The organism is Saprospiraceae bacterium, assembly GCA_016716185.1.
GTDB lineage: Bacteria > Bacteroidota > Bacteroidia > Chitinophagales > Saprospiraceae > Vicinibacter.
In genome coordinates, this window is the sequence record JADJWV010000002.1 from 2,087,482 (window position 1) to 2,102,609 (window position 15,128).

The following is a 15,128-nucleotide window of genomic DNA, read 5'->3' on the forward strand; positions in this document are numbered from 1 at the left end:
AAAAATAGCGAACCCGTTAGAGTTCGCTATTTTCTATTTAAAATTTGATCTTATTGTTTTTCGAAAACCCGGATAGCTGTATGCCCCCATGCACATAATGCTCCATCAGGATGCAGCGCAGAATTATTCGCTGATGGGAATTCAAAGACTTTCCATCTAAAGGTAATTGGACTTAAAGAAGCAATTTCTGGTGGAAATGCATCGTATTCTCCAGCTGTTTTACTTACTGGTGCCGCGGGAGCCACTAAGCGTAATCCACCTCCACAGCCATCCGTTTGCACCGGAAAAGCCAATGAATCGCCCCCTGACTGATTTTTGTAATTATAAAGCAGGTAAGGAACAAAAGTTACAGCCGCACCACCTGGTTGACCAATGATATACACGCCATCAAAAACTTTTATTATATCTTGTAAATGGCCATTAGCTGTTCGTCTGTAAGTTCCTTCCATAGCAGTGGGCCCTGGATTTGCAATAGGGCCAGCAATTACGATATTGGCACTTGTACTTACTTTATAACCACCCTTATTAAATTTCTCAAAAGCAATACTATAACCGCCGATTTCTGATAAATCAGGAATTCCCAAATTTTCCGATTTAAGAATATTTACAGAATCGCTTCCCGTCTTACCGCCGTATCCGCCGACCATACCGTAAACAGTATCCACGGCAACAGCTACGACTTCTGGTAAATCTTTTTCCAATGTTGCTTGTCCAACACCATATACATAGGAATCAGACATAAGTTTCTCTGCAATAAATGGCAGACTGATTTCCTGTGATGTTGATGGTACTAGATCATCGTCCTTGCATGCATTGAATGCAAATGAAACGAGTAAAAGTGATGCGAAAAAATAAAATTTATGTTTCATAATTAGATGTAAGTTTAAATTATTTATCCCAAAATACTTTGGCTGTCAACAAATGTTGACCAACAAAATTCTGATTCAGACTCTCTTCAATTTCCGGATACGGAAGTATGCTTGGAAATATACCCAATCCTAAAGCGTTTTTAGTCGGATTTTTGAAGATCCCTCCATTAGATGCAAAAAGCGGAGTCCCGTTGCTGTCCATCCTTCTTGTTTCAATCCAGGATTCTATTGGCTGTAAACCATTCATACAAACCCACTTTTGGTAGGCAATAGATTTCAATGGATTTGCTGCATCAAAAGCACCTTTACCAGCCAAGTAGGTATCATCAGCTCCGGCTGTTACGCCCAGGTAAGCAAAACTTTGCTTAACGGCTTCATCGTAGAGAGCCTTCGCATCTCCTCCCGCACCCAATGCGGCTGCTTCAGCAAGAAGAAGATTACCTTCCCAGGCAGACATGAAGATTACTGGAGCGGTTGCACTAAAAATCAAACCTCCATCTTTTTTTAAGGCGCCAGCTGGTTTAGAAAATGGAGCTGAACTCGAAGGTGCATTTTCTACATCCCCGGGGCCAAGTCCTTTATGATCGCCGTTATCGTTGCGGTCGTAGAAATAATCAATTCGAGGATCGTTCGTACTTTCAAGATACTCCATTGCAGTTGTGGTAGCTACGTAAAAATTACCCAAAGCCGTACTTTTTGCTGAAGTCCAAAATGGATTACTTCCGGTGGATCCACCCGGGAACCTTACCATTGCAGCATCCGCATTTTCTGTGATAAAATTACTTGTGCTTGCGATTAATTCCTTTGCTTTATCTGTATTACCAGATCTCAGATAAATCTTTAGCAACAAGGTATTTGCAAATTTTTCCCATTTGGCCAAATCTCCGCCATACACCAAATCATCGCCGGCTGGATGCCGGAAGGAGCCACCATCCTGAAGGATTTGAGCTGCCTCAATCAATTCTGCTGCCAATCCTGGATAAACCACATCTTTGGCATTATCGTATTTCGGATGCAAGATGGATCCGTCCTCGATATCTCCTTTAAAAGCTTCCAGATAAGGTATATCGCCAAACAAATCGGCACAGGTTTGTAAGCCATACGCTTTCATCACCTTAGCCAGAGCCACATAGAATTTCTCCTGCGGAGCATTCTTGATGATAAAGTTCATGTTGTTACCAGCCCGATATACGGATCTGAAAATCTCATTTCCCTCTGAAGAAGAAAGGATATGTTGATCAGGATCTCCCAAAGATACACCTGGTCCTCCCGTATGGTATTGACACCAAATTCCAATAATCGGATAAAGTCTTTGTCCAAAACCAATAGCTGTGTAAAGTTGTCCGGAACTCAACTGCAAATTAATATCTGAAGTATTTGACTGATTCGGATCAACATTCACATCGAGGTAATTATCACAGGATGTGATAAACAAACTCAGGAAAAATATTCCTGACAACACCAATTTATTTTTAATAAAGTTCATAATCATTTATTTTTCCTTGTTAATTAGAATTTTACTCTCAATTCCACACCAAAACTTCTGGAAGGAGGAGTTGTAGTCGTTTCGATACCTATCGCATCACTGGCACCACCAACACCACCAACTTCCGGATCAGCGAATGTATTCTCTTCAGCAAGCCAGAATTTAATATTCTTGGCAAAAACGCCCAACGAAATTGAACTGAATCCATTTTTTCCTTTGAATGAAGGAAAATCATAGAACAAACTCAACTCTCTGAATTTCAAATAAGATGCATCCAACAAGTATGCGCTTGCGGGCAACCCTCTGAAATAAGAGTAGGCAGTTGTCTGTTTAGTATTTGCATCTCCATTGGCGTTCACACTGTTTTCAACTACAAAAGGCTGACGGTCATTCAATAAAGTAGTTAATGCAGTTCCATTAAACTCAGTACTCAATTTTGTACCGGAGTAAAATAAACCACCCTCTTTACCATCCAATAAAGCATTTAATGTGAAATTACCAACTTTTAATTCTGTTCCCATGGTATACAGGAAATCAGGCTGATAACTGCCGAGATAACTCAGCTCTGCACTCTTTTCCGGATTACCACTCGCATTTACAACCAAACGACCCTGGTTGTCGTAAACAAAATCTGTTCCTTTGAATGTACCGAAAGGTTGTCCTTCTACAGCAACAAGGTTTAGACTTCCATGTCCGGTGAAGTGAACAATACTGGTAAAGATATTGAGTTCATCTCCTTCAATGCCGTTATCGATAATCTCCACGACTTCATTTGTATTCTTAGAATATGATCCATAAAGTCTCCAAGTAATGTTCTGAGTGTGCACAGGAGTAACGGATAAACCGATTTCCACTCCTTTGTTTGTCATTCGGCCTATGTTGACCGGAACAAATGCAAAACCTGATGACCATGGAATGTTTACATCCACAATCTGGTTTTTTGAGTTGATGTTGTAATAGGTAAAGTTCACCTCAATACGGTCTTTCAATAAGCCCATATCAAATCCGACTTCAGTTGTAACAGATAATTCTGGTTTCAAATCCGGATTTCCTATACTGTTACCTTTTTGTGCCCCTGTTTGGCCATCAAATGGAAAACGAACCTGAAAATCATCTCCCAGATCCAAAAGCAAAGGATTTAGATTGTAATAAGTATTTAATCTATATAACGGAGCATCTTTTCCAGCACTTCCTATTCCCCCTCTTAATTTGAAATAATTAATGGGTCCTAAATCAACATTGGCCATGGAAGTTGGAACAAATGAAAGACCAACAGCCTGATAGAAGAAACCTCTGTTTCCATCGGGTAATGTTGAAGAATAATCCTGTCTTGCAGAATATTCGAAGGTGGCAAAATTCTTATAACTCAAAGAATTGTTGGAATAAATTCCATAAAGCCTGTACTGAGTTGATCTTCTGGTAGCTCGTGGCTGCTCAACTGAGTTTGTCAGGTCATAAAATCCCGGTATAACTAAACCACCCACAGTAGTGCCATTTACAGTTCTGCTTGCCTGGTCAATTGAATTAAATCCTAATGTGCTGTTCAATTTGAAATCAGATCCTATAGGTGTGGAATAGGTACCGAATAAGTCGTAAATCAAATCTGTTATGCGCACAGAAGATTCTTTGTAAGAACCCAGACTGAAAACAGATTCCGGAGATCTACCTCCATCAACCAATTCTCCATCTGCCCAGGTATAGGCATGTTCATAGGCAAATTTTGGACCTTTCTCAGTCACTGAACTAGAAATGAAATTTGTACTAATTCGTCCGGTAAAACTTAATTTCTCAGTTGGGCTAAAAGATAAAGATGCACTGGACAAAACATTATCAACCGAATTTCTAAGATCCTGGTTGTCCAGAATAAAATAAGGATTGATGGAATATTGTCCATAAAATCCTTTAAAATCATGATATGGACTGTTGTAATCTCTTAATTCTTCAAAAGGTATATTTGAAGGCGTCTGAGTAGCGAAAGACATTGCTGGAGTACCAGAAGAGTAACCGAATGGATATCCTCCTTCCGTTGCGCCTCTTTGATTCAGTTTGGAGTAGTTTATTCTAAAATCTGACCTCCATTTGTCTGAGAATTGTGCACCTGCATTTAATTGCAGGTTGTGTTTTTTCAATTCAGTATTCAAAACAATACCTTCATTATTAAAATTGGTATAAGACAACAGGTAGGTAAATTTATCACTACCTCCACTGATTGAAAAATTGTTTCTAACGGTTTGTCCGATTTCAAAGAAATTCTTCACATTGTTTTTAACCGCACTATAGGGTCTTATCAATTGCTCAATCTTACCGTTCGAAAGAGGAATGAGATCGCCATGATCGTCAAATGGAGCTGCTGTCCAGGGTAATAATCTTCCATCAAATTTGGAACCCCAGGCAAAGTTTTCGCCCATAAAAATGTTGATTCCACCACCGCATCCGTTACAAGATTCATATCCTGAACCGTATTGCTCCTGGTACTTGTACAATAAAAGTACCTCTTCCACACTAAATGATGAGTTCACCGAAATGGTAGGTTTAGTTGATTTTTTACCTGACTTAGTAGTTACCAAAATAACGCCGGAACCTCCTCTGGAACCATACAATGTGGTTGCTGCAGGTCCTTTTAATACAGTCACTGACTCAATATCATCAGGATTGATGTCGTTACCTCTGTTTCCAAAGTCAACATAATTGTCGCGATCGCCATCTTTTCCAGTTCCTCCTCCACCCGAAGCACTACTGTTATTTACAGGTACTCCATCAACGACGATCAAGGCATTATTTCCCTGGGTTAGAGAAGTTTCTCCTCTGAGAACTACCCTGGTAGAGGCTCCAACTGCTCCAGAAGCCTGACCAATTTTTACGCCGGCAACTTTTCCCTGAAGGGCATTGAGTACGCTCTTACTTGCAGTTGAATTTAATTCATCGGAATTAATCGTTTGATTCGCATAAACGACGTCACTTTTATTCCGCTTTACCCCCAAAGCAGTAATTACCGTTTCCCCCAGCAAAACCCCTTCTTCCAATGTCACATCCATGGTGTTGCTTACGCCTAAACTCAATTCCTGGGAATTGTACCCCGTATAGCTCACCACAATTACTGATGAATTTGCAGGAACTTCCAGGGAATAATTGCCGTTAATGTCCGTTATGGTACCAACGGTTGTTCCTTTGGCAACGACATTCGCTCCGATAATGGGATTACCGTCTTTGTCGGTAATCGTGCCTTTCAAAACCCTCTGAGCCTCAGCAAACTGTACTACAGCAAACAAGGCCAGAAAAATGAATAAAAGTTTCTTCATAATCTAGTAAGTTTTTATTTCTAAATGTTTTGTTAACCCCCAAAGATAGCATTCTAACCAAAATCCAAGTAATTTTGGTTAATTTTTTATTAATTTCTTGTGAGCCCTGATGAATTAACCAAGTATTATGCCAGACTCTATAGGCGGAAGGCGGAAGGTGGAAGGCAAGAGAAAGTTTTCAGTTCTCAGTATATAGTGTGCCGTACCCCGTATGTTACATTTGACTTTAAACTGCAAATTATCTTCTTTCATATGAGTTATTATAATCATCAACCAGCTTCTGTTTATACATGCCGATAACATTTTCAAGACCAAAATACAAGGCATCGGCGATCAGAGCATGGCCAATGGAAACTTCTAAAAGATTGGGAATCTTCGATTTATAATATCCTAAATTAAATAAATTCAGGTCATGTCCGGCATTCAGTCCAATGTTGTGAGCTTCAGCTGCAAGGGCGGTTGCTACATGATCTTTGATGGCCTGTTCCGGATTTGAAAAGAATTCTTGAGAATAATTTCCTGTATATAACTCAATGCGGTCAGCTCCAATAGAAGCCACCGCCGGAACAAATTCCTCAACCGGATTTAAAAACAATGAAACTCTTATCCCGGCATTTTTAAAGACCACAATGCAATCCCTCAAAAATACTTCATTTTGAACAGGGTCCCAACCGGTATTGGAAGTAAGAACATCCGGTGGATCGGGAACCAGCGTCACCTGATCGGGCCGGTTGGAAAGGACCAGATCAATAAAACTCTCCGAGGGATATCCTTCGATATTGAATTCGGTTTGCACTACTTTTCTCAGTGGCGGAATGTCTGAATAACGGATGTGTCGCTCGTCGGGCCGGGGATGCACGGTGATTCCCTCTGCCCCGAATTTTTCACAATCCTTTGCCATCTGCACCAAATCAGGCAAATTACCCCCTCTGGAATTACGCAATAATGCAATTTTATTGATATTTACACTCAATCTGGTTTTCATAAGACCCCTTCATTTTATGACCAAAAATACTTCAGTTCAGCTCATCAGTTATATCGGGTTTATTCTTGCAGGGCTGGTTTTAAGCCAATTGATCCTTTTAGCAAGTTTCATGGTTCAACATGGCGTTGAATTTATTAACCACTCAGACAGTAAATCCATCATCGAAAGTCTGAGTGGGCGTCAGCTACTCATTCAGCAGCTCATTTCTCAAGTTTGCAGCCTGATATTGCCCAGTTTTGTTTTTTATCAGGTTTTTATGCGGGGACCTATCCCTATCAACTCAAAGGCTTTTGATACGATGGTCTTTTTTAAATGCGCTCTGTTATTTTTCCTATTGCTTCCTTTAGTGGGTTGGTCGGCGTATCTCAACCAGTTATTTCCTCTCCCCGAATGGGCAAATACTGCAGAAACAGAGATGTTGGCCCTTATGGAGAAAATGTTTCAATCAAAAACTCCCTCAGATTTTATCCTGGGTTTAATCGCGATTGCCATCATACCGGCCATCGCCGAAGAGTGGGCATTCCGAGCCGTAATACAAAATTGCCTGATCAGGATTACCGGCAAAGCCTGGGTTGGATTGTTTTTAGCCTCGCTTGTTTTTTCTGCAGTACATTTTCAGTTTCAGGGATTTTTACCAAGATTTTTACTGGGATGGATACTTGGATTCATTTACCTTCAAACCGGACAGCTGTGGTACTCGGTTTTATTGCATTTTTTGAACAACGCGATCCAGTTGGTCACTATTTTTACTCTGCAAGACAAATCCTTACAAGAATTGCTTCAGACTTCTGAAATGCCCAATGTTTTTGCAACCATTGCTTTTACAATTGCTGCAATTTGGCTGGGTCTGAAATATTTTAGAACACGAAATCGCATTCATCATGCTTAAACGCAGCATAACCGGATTTCTTTTAGGAACGGTCATGATCGGATCGCTTTGTTATTCAGCAAATAGCGCATTCATTTTACTCCTGGTCATTTTAATCGGGTCCGTTTATGAATGGTATAAACACTTCTTGCCCAAGCATTCAAATCTCATCAGGTTCCTTTTCCTTGGCATTACATTCGTTATTGTTTGGATCCTTGTGTTGCTGCATTTTGATAAAATTGAAGCACATCCCCAACACTTCCAGAATTTGATTTACATCAATTTGTTGTTGCTGATTATTCTGGCAACAGGCGCTGTTTATGCCAAGTCTCTAGTATCCAGCAGCGTAGATTGGTATTGCTGGATCTTTTATTTGTTATTTCCTACCCTCATCGCAGTAAATTTTTTACACGACAATTTTTTATCAAACAGATGGATCCTCCTGGGATTGATTATTATGAACTGGAGCAATGACGTGTTCGCATATTTTACAGGCCGATTTTTTGGAAAAACTCCTTTGGCTGCTCAAATCTCACCCAAAAAAACCTGGGAAGGGACATTAGGGGGTGTCCTTGCAACCATATTTGCGGGCATTTTGGTGAACCGCTTTCTTCTTACAGAATCTTTGCCTTTGTGGCAAGTACTTTGGCTTGGTTTGGTTGTTTCCATGGCAGGAACTACCGGAGATTTATATGAATCGAGACTAAAAAGGCTGGCAGGAATTAAAGACAGCGGTGCCATATTACCGGGCCATGGTGGATTCCTGGACAGGTTTGATAGTTTTTTCTATGTCGTGGTTGTAGGTATTTTTGTGGTTTCCTTTTAATTCTAAAGAATGAATATACATAAAGAAGGCAAAACTTGGGTGGCTGGGGGCTTGGTGGTTTATCTGGTCCTCATCCTGATTTTCTATAAATTGGGAAGTATTTGGTTTTGGCCGTGGGCTATTGTATTTGGGGTTTTCTTTTGGCTGATCCTCAATTTTTTCAGGAATCCTAAAAGAGAAATCCCTGAATACGATGATCGCCTGGTTTATGCCCCTGCCGATGGTAAAATCGTGGTCATTGAAGAAATTGAGGAATCTGAATTTTTTCAGACACCTCGTAAAATGGTCAGTATTTTCATGAATCCACTCAATGTCCATGTCAACAGGTATCCTTTCAGTGGCAAGGTGGTTTACACCAAGTACCATCCAGGCCTATATTTGGTAGCCTGGCATCCTAAGTCTTCTACGGATAACGAAAGAAATACGGTTGTCATCGAAAGAACCGATGGCACTCTGGTATTGCTCAGGCAAATTGCAGGCGCACTGGCCCGGCGAATTTGCAGTTATGCCCAAGCTGGTAATGCCTGTAAACAAGGTGAAGACTTTGGCTTTATTAAATTTGGATCCCGAGTCGATTTATTTTTACCGTTGAATGCAGAAATAAGGGTTGAAATGGGACAAAAGGTAGAAGGAAACAAAGATGTCATTGCATTTATTCCCTAATTTCATACCTGAATTTTAAAGAATATCTGTTTCTTTGCGAGCCTGAAAGAAGGCGTTTTAGGCTTTTAGGCTTTTAGGCTTTTAGGCTTTTAGGCTTTTAGGCTTTTAGGCTTTTAGGCTTTTAGGCTTTTAGGCTTTTAGGCTTTTAGGCTTTTAGGCTTTTAGGCTTTTAGGCTTTTCGAATTGTTTCCGCTCACACCCACACTCACACCCACACCCACACTCACACCCACACTCACACCGAATTGGGGGTGTAGCTCAGCTGGCTAGAGTATTTGCATGGCATGCAAGGGGTCAGGGGTTCGACTCCCCTCACCTCCACAATTCAAAAAAAACTGCCTCAATGGAATTTATTCTGTTGGGGCATTTTGTTTTTTAACTGGTTTCATTTGAGGAAATAATAATACTTCCTGTATGGCTTCCTGTCCGGTAAGCAACATCGTCAATCGATCTATTCCGATTCCAAGTCCGGATGTTGGGGGCATCCCGTATTCAAGAGCCAGCAGAAAATCCTCGTCCATGGCCATGGCTTCTTCGTCACCTCTGGCCGCCAATTGGAGTTGCTCTTCAAATCTTTGACGTTGATCAATAGGATCATTTAATTCAGTATAAGCATTTGCAATTTCTTTGCAGTTCACGTACAATTCGAAACGTTCCACCAGGCCTTCTTTGTTGCGGTGTTTCTTAGCCAAAGGAGTCATTTCGATAGGGTAATCAACAATATAAGTAGGCTGCACCAACTCAGGCTCAACAAGCGTACTAAAAATCTCGTCAATTAATTTCCCTGAGCCCATAGTCGGATCCGTATCTATATTTTTTGTTTTGCAAAAAGCTCTCAGTTCCGATTCAGACTTCCCTTCTACCTGAAATCCACTGTATTTTTCAATGGCATCAAACATGGTGATTCTCACAAAAGGCTTTTTGAATGAAATTTTTTTACCCGCGATTTCAACTTCATGAGAACCATTGACCATTATAACAACTTTTTCCAACATGTCCTCCACCATTTCCATCATCCATATATAGTCCTTGTAGGCCACATAGATTTCCATGGATGTAAATTCCGGATTGTGGGTTCTGTCCATTCCCTCATTTCTAAACATCTTGCCGATCTCGTAAACTCCATCAAATCCACCAACGATCAATCTTTTTAGATAAAGTTCATTTGCAATTCTCAAAAACAAGGGTAGATCGAGGGCATTGTGATGCGTTTTAAATGGCCTTGCTGCTGCACCCCCATGAACACTTTGCAAAACAGGGGTTTCGACTTCCAGCCAACCTTGCGCATTAAAATAATCGCGCATGTATTGGATCAGTTTACTCCTTTTTATAAAAGTTTCTTTGACCTGCGGGTTGACGATCAGATCCACATAACGGTGGCGATACCTTTGTTCAGGATCCGAGAACGCATCGTGAACATTTCCGTCTGCATCGGTCTTTACAATGGGTAGCGGGTGCAATGATTTTGATAACAGTTTCAACTCAGAAACATGAATGGAAATTTCTCCTACTTTGGTTCTGAAAACATAACCTTTGACTCCTAGGATATCTCCTATATCTGTGTATTTTTTAAATACCAGGTCAAACAAGGATTTATCATCTTCAGGACAGATCTCGTCCCTTTTAATATAAACCTGGATTTTTCCATGATCGTCCTGCAACTCGGCAAAACATGCTTTCCCCATATCTCTTACCATCATCAACCTACCGGCAAGACAAACATTTTTAAAAGCATCGGGATCCTGGTCAAACTTCGTCTTAATGTCGTGCGAATTCGAATTGACAGGAAAAGCTTCAGGCGGATAGGGATTTAATCCCAGATTCTGTATTTCTTTTAATGCGTTTCGTCTTACAATTTCCTGTTCAGATAGATTTAACATATTGCGAATTATGGCCGCAAAGATATATTAAAATAATTCTTCATGATTATCAGAAAATAAGCAATTTTTAATTAAATGACTTTTATACAGCTTAAAAATCGCCGTTTAAAATCTAATAATATTACTTTTCTGATAGAACTATTTTAAAATAGGAAATTTCAGATTCGATTGTTACTTTTATAACATATACTCCCGAGATATCAGGCTTTACTAACTTTAATCTGTTTCCATCAAAGACTTCATTATTGTTTGAATAGGCGATCAATTTTCCTGCAAGATCAAACCATTCGACTTCGGGCTTTGCAACAAGTGTATTCTTAGAAGAAATTACAATATGATCATCACCAATTGAACTCACATGCAAAGCTCTGTCTAAGCGCTCCCGATGAATTAACTTGCCAAACAGACTATCTCCCCGCTCGTGTTTTCTTTCCTCCTTATCATCATAAGTTACAATATCTTTAAATTCGATACATACCGTATCGCGCTCTTCGCAATTTGGCAAACTTGCCAGCCATTCAAAGCAATAGGTTCCGAATCCTTCTACGGCCACATAGGTCAGTGGAATTGAAGCATCATCGATCACTGCAGAAAACGGTGCAGCAATCACAGACCAGTTTCCATTTAATGCACTGTTGGCGCTCAGTTTTCCAATTTTTCCAAACACTTTTAATTTTTCAGGCAATGGATCCGGATGGATACTTACAATTTCACATACTGCGGACTGACTTTCCGTAGAATCTTTTCTGAGTTTTAAACTTACGAACGTTTGTTCGCCAGGTTGAAAATTCCATACCACTTGTATGGAGGAAGAGTCCGCATTCGAAAGGATGTCCCCGCCTTCAACGGTCCAGACATATTTCAGATTTTTATCCTGAAATATAGCAGATCCAATAATCCAAAACGTATCTCCGGGACATACCGCTTTTGTGGTTGAAATAAACGGGCCTTTGAATATTTTTAACTCCTCAAATCCCTCTTCAAAACTTCGCACACAGATGGCGGTATCGGAACCTAATAAACAGGTGACTATAACATCTACAACATAATCTCCCGGTTGAGCGGGCCTGAACCTTTCATCTGTCGATAAAACCGTTCCGCTTGTATCCTGAAGATCTCTCCAATGGTACTGAAACATGTAGCTTTCTCCAATATTACAAGGATGGTTGATCCGGATGTTGGGACTATACTCCAAGGTATCGTTGACCAACTTTTGTTGCATATCGGCACTGTAGTCAATCTGAACAGAAGTGAGCAGGATGGAGCTATCGCATTCATAGGGAGTTGTCGATTTGGGCAATGGGATCTGGAAAGCTTGTTTGCAGCCCACCCAGGCCCGGTTAAACATGTCGATGTAGGGTTGGTTATCACAGCTTATAAAATATACTTCAGCAGGTTCTGGTTGGTCCAACACAATATAATTCGCAATTGAGTCAAATTTACAGCAATTGTTATCGGTAAATTGCTGTCTGTATACCCCACTGGAAAACACCCGTTGAGAATGCCATTTGTGTCCTCCGGGATGAGCCTGTTCGTAGCATATGACTCTTGGGACCCCTAATTTGTCGGGAATGTTTCTCACTTTAATTAATGCACAGCGAGGGCCTTCCTGACCACAGATGTCGCCACTTTTTGGATTTCCAATATAGGCGGTAACACAGATTGTAAAATCGCCTTCATCGGGAAAATCAAGATAGAGTTCATTTTTATTCAAACCAACCTCATCACCATCGAGGGTCCATTGGTATGAAGGTTGACAAGCAGCTGAACTGTCAATAAAAAACTTATAATTACAAGCCCCAACACAAATTGAATCGATCACACCACTTGGTTCATCATTGATAAATCCGAGAGGGTTTAATGTGGTCGGTCCACCACCATTTGTACTCAATGTAAAATCACAAATATCTCCGGAACACCCATCCACCCAAAGATAGTAAGTTTTACAGGGTGTAAGATTGACATTTATAACTTCAACACTACCCGGAGGAACACAAGGCATAGACTTGCATGCAATCTCCTCCCCACAATTGCAATCACCCCAGATGCCGTACTGCAAACCTTGACTGACAGTACATCCACCAATGGTCAACGTTATCGTTACGTTTCCACCCTGAGTCACAAAACCCCACCAACTCGTATTGTGCCCTACCCCACCCTGAGAACACATAGGTGCGCAATGAGTAGGCATCGTACTAGGATTATTACAAGCATAGCCATTTAATTGGTCCAACGAACAAAATACGTTTGCATCTTCACATGTTTCTGACATCGGTGGCGAGCATTGCGAAAGCACTTTTGTTTGGAAACAAAAAATCAAAATAAGTAGGGTAATGTATGTTTTCATAAGTTTAGCTTTAAAAATTATTAAATGATGAATCCATGCATTCAATACACAACTATTTTTTGTACGCGATGGATCTTTCCATCATTTAAAATCAAGAAATTTCATATTGCAATCCGTTGGTGCCGGTACAAGATCCGACGTGTAAAGTAAAATAGACGATACCTCCTTCACTTACAAATGACCAATAGACCGTATTATCTGATGAACTCCCATCGCAAAGGGTCCCCGAACAACCTGTGGAAAGCCCGGATTCATTGCTGCAACTGTAACCGTTCATAGCAGAAAGACTGCAAAAGGTGGCTGCCTCCTGACATTGGTCTGCAACCGATGGAACGCATTGGCTCCAAATTTGGGATATAGATATGAAACTCAACCCAACAAAAACAAGAAATCTTAGCATAACATTAAATTAAAATAGTGATGCCTTAAAAATGCAAAACGCTTTCCGGATTTGGGATTTTGATTAAAATAAAATGAAATACTATTAACTCCAACCATTATTTGAACCGGACCACAACCAAAAGGACTGTCCAGGTAACGACTATCGGGGGAATTATTATCCTTTAATTGGCAACTTGCAGGACTTAGTAACCTGCCAATAAATTGGAAGGATGCAGACGAAATCTCAAGATCATACACTTTCTTGAAGTTCATGATGATCGGATAATTAATTCAAAACCAGTTGGTACATCGTAAAAATAAGGCCTGAGACCACAGGAATCAAATATTTTTAGTTAAAATTTCTTCATGGGCAGGTTGAGAACAAGCTGGTTCGAACAAAATCAGGCTACTTTTGTGGCTTTATACACTAAAATTGAATAGATGCAATTGAGAAAATTCCTGGTCGCTATTACATTGTTAAACCTGTTGCTGATCAACGGTCTCAATGCTCAATCGGGGATTCCGATGGATAGCGTTTATACGTTTATTAAAAATAACTCTGTTTATAAAAATCAAGTCGATTGGCAACAAGTCGATAGCATTTACAAGGTTCATAAAAGCAAAAGCTATACGACAGAAGACAGCATTCAAACGTTGGTTCAGATATTGAAGGCGCTTGGCGATGTTCATAGTTCGATTCAATTTCAAGGCAAAAGCTATGGGCATTACGAAGGATTGGAAAAAAATGAATGGGCCTATTTAAAAAACTTTAAAACAATAGCAGAAGAAAGCCAGAATAAAATTTTCAGAACAAAATTTTTACAAGGTTTTGTGTACATCAGGATCCCGGGAATTCAGGTGGATGATTCTAAAAGTCTGAACCAAATGGCACAGATGCTCTACGATTCAATAGTCCTTTATACTCCTGAACGGGTTAGAGGATATATAGTTGATCTGAGATTAAACACCGGTGGGAATGTTTATCCCATGTTGGCAGGTGTAAGCGCATTGTTGGGCGAAGGTTTGATTGCAAAAGAATCAGATGCCGATGGAAGGGTTGTCCGTAATTGGTACATTCACGGTCCGAATGTTTTTGCAGACAGCACCCAACTTACGTATGTACAGAACAGAAAATTGGATGCCATTTCAACTAAGCCCGTTGTCGTATTAACGGGTCCGTTGACAGCAAGTTCCGGCACATTTACTGCCATCGCATTTAAACGGAGGCCTAATACCCTGTTCATTGGCGAACCCACAGCAAAAGGCTACAGCAGTTCCCTGACTCCGTTTAAATTTTCAAAAGAATTTACTGTAAATTTTGCCAATTGTTCAGTTTTAGATCGCGTTCAAACGGTTTACCTTGATCAACTTACCCCGGATCAGATTGTTTACCGGGGCGAAAATTTTGATCATTTATTAGCCGATAAAAAAATAAAAGCTGCTCTGGGATGGCTTCAGAAATTTCATTAATATTTATAATTTATAGTTCTCTAAAACCATATTTGCCGGGACTTGTTCTTTCTT

The 15,128-nt window shown here is 40.2% G+C and carries 12 protein-coding genes and 1 tRNA gene; 5 read left to right on the forward strand and 8 right to left on the reverse strand.

What is annotated here, in order from left to right; genetic code table 11:
• Nucleotides 1-50: 50 nt before the first annotated feature.
• The 4 genes from IPM34_10050 to IPM34_10065 form a co-directional block, all read right to left on the reverse strand.
• Entirely contained in the window at nucleotides 51-869 is an 819-nt protein-coding gene (locus tag IPM34_10050; protein ID MBK8955883.1) for a hypothetical protein, read from the reverse strand.
• A 19-nt stretch (nucleotides 870-888) separates the two neighbouring features.
• Nucleotides 889-2,355, reverse strand: a complete 1,467-nt coding sequence (locus IPM34_10055; GenBank protein ID MBK8955884.1) for a SusD/RagB family nutrient-binding outer membrane lipoprotein — start codon at nucleotides 2,353-2,355, stop codon at nucleotides 889-891.
• 23 nt (nucleotides 2,356-2,378) lie between these two features.
• A complete protein-coding gene (locus IPM34_10060; protein MBK8955885.1) occupies nucleotides 2,379-5,654 on the reverse strand; it encodes a SusC/RagA family TonB-linked outer membrane protein in 3,276 nt (1,091 codons plus the stop codon).
• A gap of 238 nt (nucleotides 5,655-5,892) precedes the next feature.
• The gene (locus IPM34_10065; protein MBK8955886.1) at nucleotides 5,893-6,639 is read right to left on the reverse strand and encodes a pyridoxine 5'-phosphate synthase; all 747 of its coding nucleotides are present in this window, start codon (nucleotides 6,637-6,639) and stop codon (nucleotides 5,893-5,895) included.
• A gap of 16 nt (nucleotides 6,640-6,655) precedes the next feature.
• On the opposite strand from IPM34_10065, the gene IPM34_10070 reads away from it, so the two are divergent.
• The 4 genes from IPM34_10070 to IPM34_10085 all read left to right on the forward strand — a co-directional run bounded on the left by IPM34_10070 (nucleotide 6,656) and on the right by IPM34_10085 (nucleotide 9,317).
• Nucleotides 6,656-7,528 (forward strand): CPBP family intramembrane metalloprotease, encoded by an 873-nt coding sequence (locus tag IPM34_10070; protein ID MBK8955887.1) that lies wholly within the window; start codon nucleotides 6,656-6,658, stop codon nucleotides 7,526-7,528.
• A complete protein-coding gene (locus tag IPM34_10075) occupies nucleotides 7,521-8,333 on the forward strand; it encodes a phosphatidate cytidylyltransferase (GenBank protein MBK8955888.1) in 813 nt (270 codons plus the stop codon). Before IPM34_10070 ends, IPM34_10075 begins: the two co-directional genes overlap by 8 nt.
• Before the next feature lie 9 nt (nucleotides 8,334-8,342).
• Nucleotides 8,343-8,996 (forward strand): phosphatidylserine decarboxylase family protein, encoded by a 654-nt coding sequence (locus tag IPM34_10080; protein MBK8955889.1) that lies wholly within the window; start codon nucleotides 8,343-8,345, stop codon nucleotides 8,994-8,996.
• Nucleotides 8,997-9,243: 247 nt separating this feature from the next.
• Nucleotides 9,244-9,317, forward strand: a tRNA-Ala gene (locus IPM34_10085).
• A 29-nt stretch (nucleotides 9,318-9,346) separates the two neighbouring features.
• Here the strand turns inward: IPM34_10085 and lysS are convergent.
• From lysS to IPM34_10105, 4 genes are all read right to left on the reverse strand, one after another.
• Nucleotides 9,347-10,876: a lysine--tRNA ligase gene (gene lysS, locus IPM34_10090; GenBank protein ID MBK8955890.1), complete on the reverse strand. Its 1,530-nt coding sequence runs from the start codon at nucleotides 10,874-10,876 to the stop codon at nucleotides 9,347-9,349.
• A gap of 121 nt (nucleotides 10,877-10,997) precedes the next feature.
• Nucleotides 10,998-13,067, reverse strand: coding sequence for a T9SS type A sorting domain-containing protein (locus tag IPM34_10095; protein MBK8955891.1), 2,070 nt, complete (start codon nucleotides 13,065-13,067; stop codon nucleotides 10,998-11,000).
• 247 nt (nucleotides 13,068-13,314) lie between these two features.
• Nucleotides 13,315-13,623, reverse strand: coding sequence for a hypothetical protein (locus IPM34_10100; GenBank protein MBK8955892.1), 309 nt, complete (start codon nucleotides 13,621-13,623; stop codon nucleotides 13,315-13,317).
• On the reverse strand, nucleotides 13,617-13,877 hold the full coding sequence (locus tag IPM34_10105; GenBank protein ID MBK8955893.1) for a hypothetical protein: 261 nt from the start codon (nucleotides 13,875-13,877) through the stop codon (nucleotides 13,617-13,619). The genes IPM34_10100 and IPM34_10105 overlap by 7 nt, the downstream gene beginning before the upstream one ends.
• A 168-nt stretch (nucleotides 13,878-14,045) precedes the next feature.
• Here IPM34_10105 and IPM34_10110 point away from each other — a divergent pair, with 168 nt between their 5' ends.
• Nucleotides 14,046-15,074, forward strand: a complete 1,029-nt coding sequence (locus tag IPM34_10110; GenBank protein MBK8955894.1) for a S41 family peptidase — start codon at nucleotides 14,046-14,048, stop codon at nucleotides 15,072-15,074.
• Nucleotides 15,075-15,128: the final 54 nt, after the last annotated feature.

What these genes read in the sequence shown, in the direction of transcription:
- IPM34_10075 (MBK8955888.1), top strand. Translation starts at nt 7,521, where the DNA reads ATGCTTAAACGCAGCATAACCGGATTTCTTTTAGGAACGGTCATGATC.
- IPM34_10060 (MBK8955885.1), bottom strand. Translation starts at nt 5,654, where the DNA reads ATGAAGAAACTTTTATTCATTTTTCTGGCCTTGTTTGCTGTAGTACAG.
- IPM34_10095 (MBK8955891.1), bottom strand. Translation starts at nt 13,067, where the DNA reads ATGCCTACTCATTGCGCACCTATGTGTTCTCAGGGTGGGGTAGGGCAC.
- IPM34_10055 (MBK8955884.1), bottom strand. Translation starts at nt 2,355, where the DNA reads ATGAACTTTATTAAAAATAAATTGGTGTTGTCAGGAATATTTTTCCTG.
- IPM34_10080 (MBK8955889.1), top strand. Translation starts at nt 8,343, where the DNA reads ATGAATATACATAAAGAAGGCAAAACTTGGGTGGCTGGGGGCTTGGTG.
- IPM34_10065 (MBK8955886.1), bottom strand. Translation starts at nt 6,639, where the DNA reads ATGAAAACCAGATTGAGTGTAAATATCAATAAAATTGCATTATTGCGT.
- IPM34_10050 (MBK8955883.1), bottom strand. Translation starts at nt 869, where the DNA reads ATGAAACATAAATTTTATTTTTTCGCATCACTTTTACTCGTTTCATTT.
- lysS (MBK8955890.1), bottom strand. Translation starts at nt 10,876, where the DNA reads ATGTTAAATCTATCTGAACAGGAAATTGTAAGACGAAACGCATTAAAA.
- IPM34_10105 (MBK8955893.1), bottom strand. Translation starts at nt 13,877, where the DNA reads ATGAACTTCAAGAAAGTGTATGATCTTGAGATTTCGTCTGCATCCTTC.
- IPM34_10070 (MBK8955887.1), top strand. Translation starts at nt 6,656, where the DNA reads ATGACCAAAAATACTTCAGTTCAGCTCATCAGTTATATCGGGTTTATT.
- IPM34_10100 (MBK8955892.1), bottom strand. Translation starts at nt 13,623, where the DNA reads ATGCTAAGATTTCTTGTTTTTGTTGGGTTGAGTTTCATATCTATATCC.
- IPM34_10110 (MBK8955894.1), top strand. Translation starts at nt 14,046, where the DNA reads ATGCAATTGAGAAAATTCCTGGTCGCTATTACATTGTTAAACCTGTTG.